Annotated in this window: 18 protein-coding genes; 12 read left to right on the top strand and 6 right to left on the bottom strand. The window is 55.9% G+C overall.

From position 1 onward, the window contains the following. Window positions 1-44 precede the first annotated feature (44 nt). Entirely contained in the window at window positions 45-920 is an 876-nt protein-coding gene (locus ACZ2GZ_RS06495; protein ID WP_021067653.1) for a chemotaxis protein CheV, read from the bottom strand. Window positions 921-1,147: 227 nt separating this feature from the next. On the opposite strand from ACZ2GZ_RS06495, the gene ACZ2GZ_RS06500 reads away from it, so the two are divergent. The 9 genes from ACZ2GZ_RS06500 (at window position 1,148) to ACZ2GZ_RS06540 (ending at window position 9,461) form a co-directional block, all read left to right on the top strand. Next, window positions 1,148-2,584, top strand: a complete 1,437-nt coding sequence (locus ACZ2GZ_RS06500; protein WP_214714927.1) for an NADP-dependent glyceraldehyde-3-phosphate dehydrogenase — start codon at window positions 1,148-1,150, stop codon at window positions 2,582-2,584. A 101-nt stretch (window positions 2,585-2,685) separates the two neighbouring features. After that, complete coding sequence (locus ACZ2GZ_RS06505) at window positions 2,686-3,663, top strand: MBL fold metallo-hydrolase (RefSeq protein ID WP_214714709.1); 978 nt, start codon at window positions 2,686-2,688, stop codon at window positions 3,661-3,663. Continuing rightward, a complete protein-coding gene (locus ACZ2GZ_RS06510) occupies window positions 3,660-4,406 on the top strand; it encodes an SDR family NAD(P)-dependent oxidoreductase (protein ID WP_214714711.1) in 747 nt (248 codons plus the stop codon). The genes ACZ2GZ_RS06505 and ACZ2GZ_RS06510 overlap by 4 nt, the downstream gene beginning before the upstream one ends. Window positions 4,407-4,442: 36 nt before the next feature. Continuing rightward, window positions 4,443-5,612, top strand: coding sequence for an ABC transporter substrate-binding protein (locus ACZ2GZ_RS06515; protein ID WP_214714713.1), 1,170 nt, complete (start codon window positions 4,443-4,445; stop codon window positions 5,610-5,612). Continuing rightward, complete coding sequence (locus ACZ2GZ_RS06520) at window positions 5,599-6,372, top strand: ABC transporter permease family protein (protein ID WP_214714715.1); 774 nt, start codon at window positions 5,599-5,601, stop codon at window positions 6,370-6,372. Before ACZ2GZ_RS06515 ends, ACZ2GZ_RS06520 begins: the two co-directional genes overlap by 14 nt. Next, window positions 6,369-7,070, top strand: a complete 702-nt coding sequence (locus ACZ2GZ_RS06525) for an ABC transporter permease subunit (protein ID WP_214714717.1) — start codon at window positions 6,369-6,371, stop codon at window positions 7,068-7,070. Before ACZ2GZ_RS06520 ends, ACZ2GZ_RS06525 begins: the two co-directional genes overlap by 4 nt. Beyond that, entirely contained in the window at window positions 7,067-7,954 is an 888-nt protein-coding gene (locus ACZ2GZ_RS06530; protein WP_214714720.1) for an ABC transporter ATP-binding protein, read from the top strand. The genes ACZ2GZ_RS06525 and ACZ2GZ_RS06530 overlap by 4 nt, the downstream gene beginning before the upstream one ends. After that, a complete protein-coding gene (locus ACZ2GZ_RS06535) occupies window positions 7,954-8,535 on the top strand; it encodes a CDP-alcohol phosphatidyltransferase family protein (RefSeq protein WP_214714722.1) in 582 nt (193 codons plus the stop codon). Before ACZ2GZ_RS06530 ends, ACZ2GZ_RS06535 begins: the two co-directional genes overlap by 1 nt. After that, window positions 8,532-9,461 carry an NAD(P)/FAD-dependent oxidoreductase gene (locus tag ACZ2GZ_RS06540; protein ID WP_214714724.1) on the top strand — a complete coding sequence of 310 codons (930 nt, stop codon included), beginning with the start codon at window positions 8,532-8,534 and terminating at the stop codon, window positions 9,459-9,461. The genes ACZ2GZ_RS06535 and ACZ2GZ_RS06540 overlap by 4 nt, the downstream gene beginning before the upstream one ends. A gap of 39 nt (window positions 9,462-9,500) precedes the next feature. On the opposite strand, the gene ACZ2GZ_RS06545 is transcribed toward ACZ2GZ_RS06540, so the two are convergent. Further along, window positions 9,501-9,815 (bottom strand): thioredoxin family protein, encoded by a 315-nt coding sequence (locus tag ACZ2GZ_RS06545; RefSeq protein WP_029595313.1) that lies wholly within the window; start codon window positions 9,813-9,815, stop codon window positions 9,501-9,503. Between the two features lie 128 nt (window positions 9,816-9,943). On the opposite strand from ACZ2GZ_RS06545, the gene ACZ2GZ_RS06550 reads away from it, so the two are divergent. Further along, window positions 9,944-10,483: a PadR family transcriptional regulator gene (locus tag ACZ2GZ_RS06550; RefSeq protein WP_021067642.1), complete on the top strand. Its 540-nt coding sequence runs from the start codon at window positions 9,944-9,946 to the stop codon at window positions 10,481-10,483. A 3-nt stretch (window positions 10,484-10,486) separates the two neighbouring features. Here ACZ2GZ_RS06550 and ACZ2GZ_RS06555 read toward each other — a convergent pair whose 3' ends face one another. Further along, window positions 10,487-11,317, bottom strand: coding sequence for an aldo/keto reductase (locus ACZ2GZ_RS06555; RefSeq protein WP_214714726.1), 831 nt, complete (start codon window positions 11,315-11,317; stop codon window positions 10,487-10,489). Window positions 11,318-11,393: 76 nt separating this feature from the next. Here ACZ2GZ_RS06555 and ACZ2GZ_RS06560 point away from each other — a divergent pair, with 76 nt between their 5' ends. Further along, window positions 11,394-11,924, top strand: coding sequence for an NUDIX domain-containing protein (locus ACZ2GZ_RS06560; protein WP_214714728.1), 531 nt, complete (start codon window positions 11,394-11,396; stop codon window positions 11,922-11,924). Window positions 11,925-12,036: 112 nt separating this feature from the next. Continuing rightward, on the top strand, window positions 12,037-12,516 hold the full coding sequence (gene fur / locus ACZ2GZ_RS06565; protein ID WP_016509373.1) for a ferric iron uptake transcriptional regulator: 480 nt from the start codon (window positions 12,037-12,039) through the stop codon (window positions 12,514-12,516). A 46-nt stretch (window positions 12,517-12,562) separates the two neighbouring features. On the opposite strand, the gene ACZ2GZ_RS06570 is transcribed toward fur, so the two are convergent. The 3 genes from ACZ2GZ_RS06570 to ACZ2GZ_RS06580 are packed head-to-tail and all read right to left on the bottom strand — an operon-like array spanning window position 12,563 to window position 14,970. Further along, entirely contained in the window at window positions 12,563-13,399 is an 837-nt protein-coding gene (locus tag ACZ2GZ_RS06570; RefSeq protein ID WP_214714731.1) for a Cof-type HAD-IIB family hydrolase, read from the bottom strand. Window positions 13,400-13,411: 12 nt separating this feature from the next. After that, on the bottom strand, window positions 13,412-13,792 hold the full coding sequence (locus tag ACZ2GZ_RS06575; protein ID WP_021067638.1) for a VOC family protein: 381 nt from the start codon (window positions 13,790-13,792) through the stop codon (window positions 13,412-13,414). After that, window positions 13,789-14,970 (bottom strand): MFS transporter, encoded by a 1,182-nt coding sequence (locus ACZ2GZ_RS06580; RefSeq protein WP_214714734.1) that lies wholly within the window; start codon window positions 14,968-14,970, stop codon window positions 13,789-13,791. Before ACZ2GZ_RS06580 ends, ACZ2GZ_RS06575 begins: the two co-directional genes overlap by 4 nt. Between the last annotated feature and the right edge of the window lie 11 nt (window positions 14,971-14,981).

Consider the following 14,981-nt stretch of genomic DNA (forward strand, 5'->3'; position numbering starts at 1 on the left):
ATAAAACGGGATTTCGCCACGATGCGAAGTCCCGTTTTTTTGGATTAGGCTAAAAATTCATCGAGCGTGGCGATCAACATGCCGATCTCTGGCTTCGTGATTTGGGCGTTCGCCCCGACCGCGTCGCCTTTATGTTTCAAGTCGTCCGAGATGAGCGACGAGAAGATGATGATCGGCAGGTCAGCAAAACGATCCATCTCCCGGAGCCGTTTCGTCAAATGCAAGCCGTCCATTTGCGGCATCTCGATATCGGTGATCAGCAAGTCGCAATGGACGTCGCTCTGTTCGAACGCATCGAGCGCTTCCTTCCCGTTGTTGAAAATCGTCGTGTTGAAATAGCCGGCATCGTCGAGCGTATCGATGATGAGCGTCCGCAGCATCTCCGAGTCTTCCGCGATCCAGACGTGTTTGTTCGACCGCTCCCGGGCACCGAGTCGTTTGACCGATTCGCGGGCCATGATGTCTTTCCGGGACAGTTCGAGGGCGATGCGCTCGTAGTCGAGAAGGATAATCATCTGGTCGCCCGTCTTGACGACCCCGTTCGTGATTCCTTGCATGCCGCGCGCGAGATCGGACGGCGTGTCGATCTGTTCCCAAGAGATACGCTTAATCTCTGTCACTTGATCGACGCGGAGCACCGATTTCTCTCCGTTGAACTCACAGACGATCAAGCGGTCGTTGTCCCCGACGTCACGCGGATGTCCGATGACCATCGGTAAATCGATGACCGTCATGACCTCACCGCGGAGTTCAATCAATCCCATGATCGCTTCCGGCGTGCCCGGGAGCGGGGTGAGGGGAAGCATCGTGATAATCTCACGAACCTTCATGACGTTAATCCCGAAAATGAACGGGCCTGACTGGAAAATGACGATCTCTAACTCGTTCGTACCTGCCTCAAGTAAAATATTATGATCCATGCTCACTGGTGGTCCCTCCTAGTTCACGTACTCTCATCTCTTCTATCGGTCGATTTGATGAACATCTTCAGTTGAAAGTGGCAAAGTCGAGGCGGAATTGACAAAAAATTGACGAGTAACCGTTTACATTACATAAACTGAATCTTTATAGTTGTTCAACCGATTTGATTTTGCATACAATGGGGGTGGCAACGAGATATCAAAGCTTACTCAGGAGGCAGATAGAGATTATGAGTATGAACACGTATCCATATTTAATTAATGGACAATGGCAGGAATCGACAACGAACGAAACAATCGAACTCGTTTCACCTTATACAGATGAAGTCGTCGGGCACGTCCAGGCGATGTCTCGCGACGAAGTCGACGAGGCGATTCACGGCGCGAAAAGCGCACAACAGGAATGGGCGGCGCTTCCGGTCAACAAGCGTGCCGAACTGTTGTACGCTTGGGCGGACAAACTCGAAGAACGCGTTGATGAGATCGGTCAAATCATCATGCGCGAAGTCGGGAAGAACTTGAGCGACGCGAAGAAAGAAGTCGTCCGGACGGCGGAAATCATCCGCTATACGGCCGAAGAAGGTCTTCGCTTCACGGGCGGGTTCATGCAAGGGGACTCATTCCCTGGCGGTTCGAAAAACAAGATGGCGATCATCAAGAAAGAAGCACTCGGTGTCGTCCTCGCGATTTCACCGTTCAACTACCCGGTCAACTTGGCAGCCGCCAAAATTGCACCGGCGCTCATCACAGGCAACGCGGTCGTGTTCAAACCGGCGACGCAAGGCGCCATCAGCGGTGTGAAGATGGTCGAGGCGCTCCAAGACGCAGGTCTTCCGAGCGGACTCTTGAACCTCGTCACAGGACGCGGGTCGGTCATCGGTGACTACTTGACGTCACACCCTGGAATCGACATGATCACGTTCACAGGTGGTACTGGGACGGGGCAACACTTGTCACAACAGGCATCGATGGTACCGGTCGTGCTCGAGCTCGGCGGTAAAGACCCGGCGCTCGTCCTCGAAGATGCGGACCTCACGCTCGCGGCCGATCAAATCGTCAGCGGAGCGTTCTCATATTCAGGACAACGCTGTACGGCCATCAAGCGCGTGTTCGTGCTCGAACACCAAGCGGACGAGCTCGTCGGCATGTTGAAAGAGCGCGTCGAGAAGCTTTCGGTCGGGTCACCGGTCGACAACAGCTTCATCGTCCCACTCATCGACAAGAAGTCGGCGGATTACGTCCAAGGCTTGATTGACGATGCCGTCAACAAGCAAGCGACGGTCGTCCACGGAAACGAGCGCGACGGCAACCTGTTGCATCCGACGCTACTCGACCACGTCACGCGTGACATGCGCGTCGCTTGGGAAGAGCCGTTCGGACCGGTCCTGCCGGTCATCCGTGTCAACTCGCTCGATGAGATGATTGAACTGACGAACGAGTCTGAGTTCGGTCTTCAAGCGAGCGTGTTCACACAAAACGTGAACAGCGCCTTCACTGTCGCCGACAAGCTCGAAGTCGGTACGGTTCAAGTGAACGGCCGCACGGAACGTGGCCCAGACCACTTCCCGTTCATCGGCGTGAAGCAGTCAGGCCTCGGCGTTCAAGGGATTGGACGCAGCCTCGAGACGATGACACGCGACAAAGTCACCGTCATCAACCTATAAGCCATCGGAGAGGAGAAATCCTCTCCTTTTTTTGTGTGATTGAAATCCATTCTTTCAGACAGGTATAATGAGTGAAGATAGGTGGAAGGGGTTGTGGGGACGTGGCGAACTGGATTTCAAGCCAACTGGCAAGACTCGATATACCGACGCCGTTCGAGGTCGGCAACGTGAACGTCTATATCGTCGAACATATGAACCGTTTCTTTATGGTCGATTGCGGACCGGACACGGAAGAGGCGTGGACTTCATTGACGACACAATTGGCCGAGCTCGAGTTGACGCTCGCGGACATTGATTTTTTATTTTTGACACACCATCATGCCGACCATGCGGGTCAGGCGTGGCGTCTGCGTGACGCCTCGATTCCCGTGTACGGGCATGAGAAGCTCGTCCGTTACTTGGAACAGACACCGAACTTCATCAAACGGGGCAACCAATTTTTGCACGACCTGGCGCACTGGTTCGGGACACCGGAGACGATTGTGAACAAACTGCCTGATTATCGGGAGGCGTTGCGTTGGATCGGTCCGACGACCGTGACGATGACGTTCGAGGACGGGCAGGACGTGACGAGCGACGGGGCGTGGAAGACGATTCATCTGCCTGGGCATGCGAGTGACCAGCTCGGCCTGCTCGGTCCGGGTGGCGTGCTGATTGCGGGCGACCATCTCATTGACGCGGTCGAACCGAACCCGCTCATCGAACAGCCGTACGAAGAGGAAGGGTTTGCCTCGCCGGTCGTCCTCTATCTCGATTCGCTACGGAAACTGCAAGCGGTCGACTTGAAACTCGTCGTGAGCGGGCACGGGGAACCGATTCATAAACCGCTTCCGTTGATCGAGGCGCGCATCAGTCAGCGCTATGAGCGGAGTGAACTGCTCCTCAACGACTGGGTCGACGGCTTGAGCGTGTTCGATTGGTCGATGCGGCTGTATGGACGCAAGATGCGGCGAGCGATGCCGCTCGTCTTCAGTGAAGTGTTCGCCCGTTTGACGTTGCTCGAGGAACGTGGACGCATCGTCAAACAGCTGACGGACGGAAAATGGATTTATATGAGAGCGGAGGAAATCGTAGAATGAGACATATTGTCATCACGGGTGCGTCGAGCGGCTTTGGGGCCGCGCTGGCGCATTCTTTTTATGAGTCGGGTGCCAAATTGACGTTGATTGCTCGGAACGAGGAGCGGTTGCGTGAACTCGGGTCTACGTTATCGGCCGATTGGATGGTGGCCGACGTCTGTACCGACTATGACACGCTCGTGGCACAAGTCGAACGTACATATGGCGCAATCGACGTCTGGGTGAACAATGCCGGGATCGGCGAGTTCGACCGGGTCGTCGACCAAACGAACGACGTCATCGAGGAGACGATGCGCTTGAACGCGACCGCCCCGATGTTGCTGGCGCGTGACTGTGCACGGACGATGCGCCGCGGCAGTACGATCATCAACGTCTGCTCGCAAGCGGCGAAAGTGCCGACCCCGAAATCGGCGGTCTATGCCGGTTCGAAGGCGGCGCTGCTCCAATTCTCGAACGCGCTTCGGTTGGAGCTGAAACCGGCGGGGATTCATGTGTTGACCGTGAATCCGGGACCGATCGCGACGCCGTTCTTTCTCCGGGCCGATAAGAGCGGACGTTACGAGGCGAGTGTGAAATCGATCATGCTCGACCCGAATCGTCTCGCGAAACGCGTCGTCGCGGCGTGTGAGGCGTCGAAACGTGAAGTGAACGCACCGTGGTGGATGGAGCTCGGTGCCAAACTGTACGCAATGTGCCCGGTCATGTTCGAACGGCTGGCAAAACGGGGATTTGACAAAAAGTAAATGTGTCAGTACACAGAGAAAAAAGGGGGAGACACGATGCGCCGATTGAAACAGTTCGGTTTGATGCTGTCACTCATCTTCCTCGCTGCCTGCGGGACGACGCGCGCCGAAATCGCACCGACGTTCGAACAGGCGGCCGAAGAAGCGAAACAGTCGACGGTCAATTTTTATATGTGGGGAGGCGATGACGGCATCAATCGCTATATCGATGAGTATGTCGCACCCCGTCTGAAAGAGACGTATGACGTGGGGTTGAACCGCGTCCCGATGGACACGGCCGAGTTCGTGCGCCAATTGTCGCTCGACAAGCGGGCGAATCGAGAAGAAGGCACGATCGACCTGATGTGGATTAACGGGGACAACTTCCGTAACGCCGCCGAGGCGGACTTGTTGCAGGGTGACCTGCTCGACAAAATCCCGAACGCCGCACTGTTGAACGAGGAAGCGCAAGCGACTGATGCGGGCACGCCGACGAATGGGCTTGAGGTCGCGTGGGGGAACGTCCAGTTCGTCATGCACTATGATGCGGACAAAGTCAAAAATCCGCCGACGACGTTCGACGAATTACATCGTTGGACCGAAGAAAATCCTGGCCGTTTCACGTATCCTGAAGTGACAGACTTCACTGGGAACGCGTTCGTCCGTCATTTGCTTTACGCCGAATATGGGGCTGCGGCCGGTGATGGTGAGATTCCGGACGATTTTTGGGAGAAGCTCGCGACGTGGTCGCCGTCTTTCTGGAAACAAGGGACGACGTATCCGAAGTCGCTCGCCCAGCTCGACCAGTTGTACGCCGCAGGTGACGTCTGGATGACGATGGGCTTCAATGAGCGCCGCGCCGAGGCAGAACGCAATGACGGCGTGTTCCCGAGCGGCACACGGTCGCTCGTGCTCGAGCATTCGATTGCCTCGACGCACTTCCTCGCCGTACCGTTCAATGCCAAAAATCCGAACGGTGCCCTCGTCGTCATCAATGAGTTACTGTCACCGGAAGCCCAGCTCGCCAAACAAGACGCGACATACTGGGGGGACGGGACGTCGCTTGATTTGACGAAACTCGATGCGGCCGACCGTGACGCTTTCTTGAAGCTCGATGAGGGTGTCACTTATCCCGATCCGGAACGTCTCGCCGAACGATCGATTCCCGACTACGGGCCGGCCGTGATTGACGCGATTCGCGAGGAGTGGGACCGTGTCGCGCAGTAGTCTCTGGCTCAGTTTGTTCGTTCTGGCCTTGCCGTTCACCGGTGTCGCCTTCTTGATATACGAGACCGTCGGCTTCGACTGGTCTGAGTTGAACGATGCGGCCTGGCGTGCCAGTCTCGCCGTGACGCTGTATGTGACGCTCGTCTCGACGGTCATCTCGCTCGTGATCGGCACATGGCTTGCCCGCTCGGTGTATCGGCGCCAGTCGACATGGCTCGCGTCACTGCTTAGATGGCCGATGTTCGTACCGCACGTCGCGGCCGCGTATTTATTTTATGTATTGTTCTCGGGCGGCTTCCCGGTCTATGGGTTCGTGGAAGCGAATGAACGCCACCATCTCGTCGTCATCTTGACGTACGTCTGGAAAGAGGTGCCGTTCGTGTTTTTGATGGTGATTGGGACGTATGTCCAATTGAACCGGGGCTACGTGGATATGGCGAAGACGCTTCAACTGACGCCGTTCGAACAGTTTAAGGTGGCCGAATGGCCGTTCCTCGTCAAACCGCTCCTCGATTCGTTCTGGGTGCTCGTCGCCTTCATTTCGTTCGCTTATGAAGTGCCGGCCTTGTTAGGGGTCACGTACCCCGAGCTGCTCGGGGTACTCGCCTATGAACGATTGACGACCGGGCTGTTCTTGAATGCGGTCGAGTCATATGCGGTCGCCCTCGTCTGGACGCTGTTCATCTTTATCGGTGTCATCGGCTCCTATACGGTGACGGCTAAACGACGGCGGCGCATCGAACGGGGGGTGAGGCGATGAGTCGGCTTCTCATTGCGGGTTTGATCCTGTTCCCGTTCATCGGGCTGTTTTTGGCATTCCCGGCCACTTTCAGCTGGGACGAGGCGATTGGGAATACGGTCCTCTATGTCATCGTCCTCGGGTTCGTCAACGTCTGGCTCGGCATCGGGACGGCGTGGTGGCTCATGTTCACCGACTCGAGATGGAAGACTACAGTCGAATGGTTCACGTTCCTGCCGTTGTTCATCCCGGTCCTGGCCAGCATGTTCGGCATGTATATCGCCGTGGCGCAACTCGGTCTTGTCGGCACGCACATCGGCGTCGGGCTCGTCCTGCTCGTCACGACGCTGCCTTACTCGATTCGGTTGGCGTATAACGCCATGTACGTGATCGGTCGACCGCTCCTCGAACAGACGTTGACGCTCGCCCCGTGGAGCCGGTTCGGCCTCGTGTTGTTCCCGCTTTTAAAAGAAACGATTCGGACGATTGTCTTGTTCTCGACCGTCATCGTCTTGAGTCAATTCGTGCTCGTCCAATTGATGGGGGCCGGACTCATCCCGACGGTCACGTCACAGCTCTATCAGGCGTATGCAGGCAATGACGTCTCCTTGGCGTTACAGAATACATGGGTGCTCATCCTCGTTCCGGTCCTCCTCTATCTTGGGCTCGGCGGACTGTTCGGCATCTGGATCAGATTGGTGAAAGGGCGGTTGCAATGAGTTTAGTGTTAGCAGGCGTTCAAAAACGCTTTAAAGACCGCGACGTGTTACGCGGCATCGATCTTGAAATCCCGAACGGCGAGATTCACGCGCTGGTCGGTGTGAGCGGGTCCGGGAAGTCGACGTTGCTCCGCATCGTCGCCGGTCTGGAGACGTTAGACGCTGGTACGGTGACGTGGGACGAGACCCCGCTCGACGGGGTGCCGCCTCACTTGCGCCGAATCACGATGTTGTCGCAATCCGCGCTCTTGTTCCCACATTTGACGGTCGGGGAGAACGTGACGCTGGCGACGCCGAAGCGGTCACGAGAAGAAGCGGAGGCGTGGCTCGCCCGCGTCCGGCTACCGGGTCGCTATGACGCTGAGATTCACGAGCTCTCCGGCGGAGAACAACAACGTGTCAGCTTTGCCCGGGCGCTAGCGGCTTCCCCGCGACTCATTCTGCTCGATGAGCCGTTCACGAACCTCGACCCTGAGCTCAAGTACGAGTTGCAACGCTTGATCCGCGACCTCGTCCGCGAACTCGGATTGACGGCGCTCCTCGTGACGCATGACCGGGAGGAAGCGATGCTCGTCGCTGACCGGGTGACGCTGCTCGAAGCAGGACGCGTCCGCGCGACCGGCACCCCACAAACGTTAGCCGAGACGGAATCGACGTTCGGCGACTTTATCGAACTGGGTGGCAGGTCGTATCCTTCGCTTCACATCGAAGTGACGGAAACCCCGACGGACGAGACGGTCAAGCTCGTCCGGTCGTTCACGCGTTTCGGGCATCGTCTCGGCGAGTATCGCCGCGAGCGAGGGGACTATGTCATCTTGCCGCGGCATGAATCGTTCCGAGACGGGGAGACGTATTATTTACGGAAGAGACAAGGAGGAATTTGATGTTAGACACATACGGTAGCCGGTTCGTCCGTCCCGTCATCGAACGCGGGGCCGATCGGCTCTTGAAATGGAAGTTCACCCCGAATGAGGTGACCGTCCTCGGGGGCATCATCGGCGTCTCGGTCGGCCTCTTTATTTATAACGACATGCTATGGACGGCCGTCTTGCTGTTATGGGTGTCGGGCCTGTTCGACGTCCTCGATGGGACGATGGCGCGTCGCTCGCAAAAAACTAGCTTCGGGACGGTGCTCGACCTCGTGTTCGATCGCATCGTCGAGATCGCCGTCGTCATCGCGCTCGCCTTGCGCCATCCCGAGCATATGCCGATCTTTCTGCTGTTGCTCGGGTCGTTCGTCGTGGCGATGACGTTGTTCCTCGCCGTCGGGGCGAGCAGCTCCCGCCGGTCGGAGAAGTCGTTCTATTACCAACCGGGGATTTTGGAGCGGACGGAATGCTTCATCTTGTTCACGCTCATGATTATATTCCCGACATGGATTGGCGTCATCGCGACGATTTTCCTCGTCCTTGAAGTGTCGACCATTTTACAGCGGTTGTTCGAAGCGCGGCGGATTTTACGATGAAGCCGCGTCTCGTCCTTGTCGGGCTCGGTCACGGGCAACTTGAAATTCTCGCTCGGCTCGACGTGCTCCATGAACGGTATGACGTCCAGTATATCGGGGGACGCGAAACGATATACACGGGCGCGTTCCCGCAAGTGATCGCCGGGGAGATGGAATCGGCGACGACTCGGCTCCGGTCCGACGTCACACCGATCGCCCATCGCCTCATCGGGCTCGACCCGGATGCCCGGATCGTCGAGACCGAACGCGGCCAAGTCGGCTATGATGTCCTCGTGCTCGCGACCGGTGCGAAAAGTCGTGGGCTCGGAAAAGAGTTGAAGCCGATGACGACAAACTTGTTGGACGAGATTTTACAGAGTGATGCGATCACGATCGTCGGCGGCGGCAAGGCCGGCGTCGAGCTCGCCTTCGCGTGCATCCGCCAACAACGACGGGTGACGCTCTATGCCCGGAACATCTTGCCCGAACTTCCCCGTGATGTCGGTCGACGTATGGCACGTCGTCTCGTCCGGAGCGGCGTGACGATCATCCTGGCCCCGTTCCAACCTGGACAAGAGGACGGACTCGTCTTGGATGCGACCGGTGTCGTCGCCGACGACTGGTGGTCAGCGGCCGGACTGGCGGAAGAAGCGGCGTTCATCGAGACCGAAGACGATTTGCGGCACCCGGTCTATCGCGATATCTTTGTTACGGGCGATATGGCGGCCCGGTTGAACGGAGGCGTCGATGCCGTCCGCTCGGGGCGACACGTCGCACGTCTGCTGCTGGGCACAAAGCGGCCGTTCAAATCACGGACATCGCTCAACATCTTGCTGACGACTCCGGGACAAGCACTCTTGACGTACGGGAAGTTGACGTGGCACGGGCGGTTACCGTTTTGGTTGAAACGGACAATCGACCGACGCTACGTCGAACGATTTACTTGAAAGAACGAAAAAAGACGACCATGACGGTCGTCTTTTTGTTTAGTCGTTCAACGTATCGAGGAACGAGCGGATTTGCATCTCTGTCTTGGCGTTCGCCGAGTGGAGATGCTCTTGTTTGACGCCTTCTTTATAGAAGAGAAGCGAGGGAATGCCCCGTACTTCTTGCGCGTCCGACAGTTCCGGCAATTCGTCGCGGTCGACGACGTACCAGTTGAACTGTGGGTAGTCTTTGACGAGCTCGTCGACGTACATGTCGAGTCGACGGCAGTCAGGGCACCATGACGTCGTGAAGACGACCATGCCTTTATCTTGAATGGCTTCTTGGAATTGCTGATCGGATTGAATCGGTTTCATAAAAAATCTCTCCCTTCACGTATATTGTCTGTGTAATCGCAATGGGCGTCAACCGATTGGCATTCTCGGTCGCGCTGCAATATGTGATACACTAATAAAAATAGAACCGCAAGGGATAGGTGATGGTTATGGCGTTACGTCATGCACTACTCGGGTTATTGACCCATCAACCCGCTACCGGCTATGCCTTGAACGCGACGTTCAAAGCGCAAATGATTCATTTTTGGCACGCCCATCATACACAGATTTACCGTGAACTGTTAAAAATGGAAGACGAAGCACTCGTCTCCTCTGAGCATGTGGCCCAACATGATTTACCGGACAAAAAGATTTACTCGATCACCGACACGGGACGTCAAGAGTTGATCGACTGGTTGCGGCAACCGACCTCGTACCAACCGAAAATGAAAGACGAGAACTTGCTCCGGGTCAGCCTGTTGCAGTTGCTCCCGCTCGACGAGGCGATTCGCTACGTCGAAGAGACGAAAGCGCATCACGAGCAAGTCGCCCATCAAATCCGGGCGTTTCAAGCGGCCCATCAGTCCGAGGCCGATACGCTCGGCTATTTACTGACGAGCGAGTATGCGATTCGGATGATGGAAAACTACGCCGGTTGGGCCGATTGGGCCATCGAACAAATGAAACAACGTGACACCGATGCGACCTGACGTTCAGGTCGCATGTTTTGTGTAGGGGTGAATAGGCAGCCGTGCCAACAGCTCATCAAGTTTGTCCGAATCGACGTCGGCTTGATTGGCGGCAATCAATTCGTTCAATTGATCGACCGAAGAGGCACCCGGCAGGACGACGGCACACGTTCGTTTCGCGGCGGCAAGGGCGTAAGCTTGAATCGGCGTCGGGATCGTCGGCAACACGTCGCGTAACTCTGATGCAGTCCATGCTTCGAAGCCTTTGTCCGTCAAGCGCTCGGACCACTCGGCGGTCAATAGTCCTTTGGCGAGCGGTCCGCGCCCGACAATCGGGATGTCGAGGTCGAGTGATTCGACGCGACGATCGAGCAACGAATATGGTGTCATCAAGACGTCGAGTTCACCGTGCTCGAGCCAATAGTGAATGACGTTCGGACGAATCGAGGACAGTCCGATTTGTCGGACGACCCCGGCTTGTTTTTGCCGGCGCATGAAGGCGATTGTCTCATCGAGGTCGTCCTCGATCGTGCCGCCATGGACGTAATATAAATCCAAATAGTCAGTCTGGAGACGTTCGAGCGAATCGGCGAGCGCCTGCTCCAAATACGCGGCGCTCGGATTCCAGCGCATCCCATCCTCCGTTCGCACGTTCCCGCCCTTGCTCGTCAAGAACAGTTCGTCCCGGCGTCCGGCAAACGTCGAACCGACTAGACGTTCCACCTTGAAGTGATCGTAGACGTCGGCCGTATCGAAATGCCGAATCCCAGCGTCGTAGGCGGCCTCTAGAATCCGACGACCTTCTGCTTCCCCGTGTTTTAAAATCGACATGGTTCCTAATCCTAACTCTGCCATTGATAATTCCTCCTTGTTCCGTCTGACGATATGAATCATAATCACAGTATATAGGAAAAGTGAGGGGTACATACAAATGGAAGAGAAAACGATTGAACGGGAAGTCATTTACGAAGGAAAGATCTTTAACGTTGAGAAACACGTCGTCTCGCTCCCGAACGGAGGGACCTCGGTCCGTGAACTCGTCTACCATAACGGGGCCGTCGCCGTCCTCGTCGTCGATGAAGACGATCGCATCGTCCTCGTCGAGCAGTACCGGAAAGCGTTTGAATCGATGTCACTCGAGATTCCGGCCGGTAAATTAGAAGTCGGTGAGGAACCGCTCGCGAGCGCGAATCGCGAACTCGAAGAAGAGACCGGTTATACGGCCGAGACGCTCGAAAAAATCTTCTCATTTTACGGGGCACCCGGTTTTTGTAGTGAACGGGTCGATGTCTATGTCGCCCACGGCTTGACGGCCGGTACGATGAACCTTGATGAGGACGAGTTTTTACAAGTCCAACGCTTCACGTTCGACGAGGCGGTCGACTTGCTGGCGAGTGGACGCATCACTGACGCGAAGACGATTATGGCGATTCAGTGGTGGCAATTATCTAAATTGAAATGATTCTAAACTAGAGTGAGTTATGTTACACTTACATAGGAATCATTTTAATTTGAAAAACCGGACGAACTTCGGTATGCTTTGAATAGTGAATTATGCTAAGAGGGGGCGCCTTATGGAAACGCGAATTGAACGGATCAAACAGCAATTGAGCGCCAAAGGATATAAATTGACACCGCAACGAGAATCAACTGTCCGGATTCTACTTGAGAATGAGACGGACCATTTGAGCGCAGAGAACGTGTTCATGCTCGTCAAAAGCATCGCACCGGAAATCGGGCTCGCGACCGTCTATCGGACGCTGGAGCTATTGACGGAGCTCGGTGTCGTCGACAAAGTCAACTTCGGTGACGGCGTCGCCCGTTTCGACCTCAGACCAGAAGGCGCGAACCATTCGCACCATCATCTCGTCTGTGTCGAGTGCGGTTCGGTCGAGGAGATCATGGAAGACTTGCTCGTCGACGTCGAGAAGAAAGTCGAAAGCAAATACGAATTTTTAATCAAAGATCATCGCTTGACGTTTCACGGCATCTGTAAAGTTTGCCAAGCCAAAGGCGTCACGCTCGAGGGTCATAAAGCAGTCATCAACGGATAAAGCAAGACAGGCAGCCCCTCAAAGGCTGCCTGTCTTTTGTATGTCGTCACGTCGTCAAGTAACGGGACAAGACGGTGGCGATCCCGTCTTCATTGTTCGATGTCGTCACTTCCGTGGCAATGGTCAAGATGTCCTCGACGGCGTTGCCCATGGCGACGCCGATGCCGGCATACTCGATGATCGACCGGTCGTTATGCCCGTCACCGAACGCGATGACATGCTCGCGGTCAATCCCAATCTCCCGGAACACATGATTAAGTGCCCGGGCCTTGTCGATTCCGAGATCCGTGAACTCATAGTACATGGCGGCCGTGAACATGCCCGTTACGCGGTCCGTGAACGGTGCGGCGAGCGACGCGGCATGGGCCTGTAGATAGTCAGGTTGTCCCGCGACGAGAATCTTATAGACGGGGAAATGGATGGCGTCGGCGAGACGGGGTGCTTCCCGCAATTGGAATCGTCCACCGCGCGACTCATATTCGATGATATTGAACGGCTTACCATTTAACTCGAGCATGCCGTTGAAGACGTCATTGACATACATATACGTCTCGTCATTGATCATCGGAATGACGTCGAAGCCGGTCAAATGATCCAAAATGGCACGAGCGTCGTTCGGATGAATCGCCTGTTCGAACAATGTTTCATTCGTCGCAGCATCCGTGACGCACGCCCCGTTCGAGGAGACGATGAGTCCCCCGTATTCATGCAGTCTGAGCTCTTCGGCGAACGGTTCGATGCCCCGTTTCGGCCGGCCGGAGGCGAGTACGACTTTTTTGCCTTCCGCCTGGAGGTCGAGCAATATCTGTTTCGTGCGCGATGAAATCATCTTCTGGTCGGTCAATAACGTTCCGTCAAGGTCGAGTAAAATCGCCTGAATCATCGTCTCATCTCCTTAAATCGTCAATTCAAGTTTATTTTGTTCGGGGTCGAGCAGGACACTTTCATAATAACCGTCTCCCGTCGTCCGCGGTCCGTCGATGAGCGGATACCCGTCGACTTCGAGTCGTCGTGTCAACGCATCGACCGCCTCTTTGCTACCGAGCGCGAACGCGATATGCGCGTAGCCAATCGTTTCGCGTGGTGTGCCTTGGACGTCCGGGCGTCGCATCAACTCGAGCCGGCATGTCGAATCAGGGAACGTCAAAAAATAGGATTCGAACTGTTTTTGTTCGTTCGTATACTTGTCGTTCGCAGTTGCCCCGAGGTACGTCTCGTAGAAGCGGCGCATCGGTTCGAGGTCGTTCACCCATATGGCGATGTGTTCGATTTTCATGTGAGTTCCTCCTTTGATGGTTGGTGCATGATCAAGTTCAAGCGTTCCGTGTTCAAGAGCATCCCGAGCATGATCAAGACGGTCACGAGCGGGAATAGGCCGAGCGACGTCTGAGACACGATGAGTCCGAATAGCGGTGGCAGGAACGTGCTGCCCGTGTAGGCGAACGCCATCTGGAAGCCCATCAACCGTTTTGCCCGTTCCTTCCCGAACCGCTGCGGCGTCTCATGGAGCATGCTCGGGTAAATCGGGGCCAAGCCTAGCCCGATACAAATCAATCCGATCAACATCGCTCCGGTCGCCGGAATGAGAAACACGAGGCTACCGATTAAAGCGAAGGTTTGCCCGAGCCGAATCATTTGTCGATTCGTGAAGCGGAACGAGAGGAACCCGCTCAGGAAGCGACCGAGCGTGATGCTGCCGTAATAGATTGAAACCCACGTCGCGGCCGTCGCGACAGAGAACTGTTTCATCTGGACGAGATAACTGCTGGCCCACAGGCCGATGAGCGCCTCAATCCCACAATAGAGCAGGAACGTGGCCAGCGCATACGAGAGGCCTTTCGGCATCTTTCGTTCGAGCGCGGCCGCAGCCGTCTCTTGTCGTTCGAGCGTGGAGGGCTCCGTTTTGATTTCGCGCTTCCAAAGCGGGAACGACAGGAGCAGGAGGAAGGCGAGCGCGAACTGAATCAACGCGACGATTAAATAGCCGTCACGCCAACCGCTCTCCGTCAAGACACCGGCCATGACGAGCGGTCCGCCCGTCGCTCCGACGCCCCAGAAACAATGGAGCCAGTTCATATGGTGCGCCTGATAGTTTTCTGCGACGTAATGGTTGAGCGCGGCATCGACCGCCCCGGCACCAAGTCCGAGTGGAATCGATAGGACGAACAGCCAAATCAAGGACGGGGCCGCGTAAAAGCCGAGCAGGCACATTGCCGTCACGAGTCCGGAGCCGAACGTGACTTGCTTCGTATCGAAACGTTCGAGCAACCTACCGCTGAGTAGGCTCGATAAAATCGTGCCTGCAGCAATGGTCATAAAAATCCATCCGGCCATCGAGATCGGGGCGTTGAACTCGACGTGCATCAACGGCCAACTGACACCGAGCAAGGCGTCGGGCAGGCCAAGACTGATAAAGGCAATGTAAATCACGGTCAATAATAAAAATCCTGTCATAATTCACCTCT

It is taken from the genome of Exiguobacterium sp. KKT215, from assembly GCF_055635335.1.

Excerpts from the sequence above, each read along its gene's own strand:
- ACZ2GZ_RS06495 (WP_021067653.1), bottom strand. The coding sequence starts at position 920 with ATGGATCATAATATTTTACTTGAGGCAGGTACGAACGAGTTAGAGATC.
- ACZ2GZ_RS06510 (WP_214714711.1), top strand. The coding sequence starts at position 3,660 with ATGAGACATATTGTCATCACGGGTGCGTCGAGCGGCTTTGGGGCCGCG.
- ACZ2GZ_RS06515 (WP_214714713.1), top strand. The coding sequence starts at position 4,443 with ATGCGCCGATTGAAACAGTTCGGTTTGATGCTGTCACTCATCTTCCTC.
- ACZ2GZ_RS06525 (WP_214714717.1), top strand. The coding sequence starts at position 6,369 with ATGAGTCGGCTTCTCATTGCGGGTTTGATCCTGTTCCCGTTCATCGGG.
- ACZ2GZ_RS06530 (WP_214714720.1), top strand. The coding sequence starts at position 7,067 with ATGAGTTTAGTGTTAGCAGGCGTTCAAAAACGCTTTAAAGACCGCGAC.
- ACZ2GZ_RS06535 (WP_214714722.1), top strand. The coding sequence starts at position 7,954 with ATGTTAGACACATACGGTAGCCGGTTCGTCCGTCCCGTCATCGAACGC.
- ACZ2GZ_RS06540 (WP_214714724.1), top strand. The coding sequence starts at position 8,532 with ATGAAGCCGCGTCTCGTCCTTGTCGGGCTCGGTCACGGGCAACTTGAA.
- ACZ2GZ_RS06545 (WP_029595313.1), bottom strand. The coding sequence starts at position 9,815 with ATGAAACCGATTCAATCCGATCAGCAATTCCAAGAAGCCATTCAAGAT.
- ACZ2GZ_RS06550 (WP_021067642.1), top strand. The coding sequence starts at position 9,944 with ATGGCGTTACGTCATGCACTACTCGGGTTATTGACCCATCAACCCGCT.
- ACZ2GZ_RS06555 (WP_214714726.1), bottom strand. The coding sequence starts at position 11,317 with ATGGCAGAGTTAGGATTAGGAACCATGTCGATTTTAAAACACGGGGAA.
- ACZ2GZ_RS06560 (WP_214714728.1), top strand. The coding sequence starts at position 11,394 with ATGGAAGAGAAAACGATTGAACGGGAAGTCATTTACGAAGGAAAGATC.
- fur (WP_016509373.1), top strand. The coding sequence starts at position 12,037 with ATGGAAACGCGAATTGAACGGATCAAACAGCAATTGAGCGCCAAAGGA.
- ACZ2GZ_RS06570 (WP_214714731.1), bottom strand. The coding sequence starts at position 13,399 with ATGATTCAGGCGATTTTACTCGACCTTGACGGAACGTTATTGACCGAC.
- ACZ2GZ_RS06575 (WP_021067638.1), bottom strand. The coding sequence starts at position 13,792 with ATGAAAATCGAACACATCGCCATATGGGTGAACGACCTCGAACCGATG.
- ACZ2GZ_RS06580 (WP_214714734.1), bottom strand. The coding sequence starts at position 14,970 with ATGACAGGATTTTTATTATTGACCGTGATTTACATTGCCTTTATCAGT.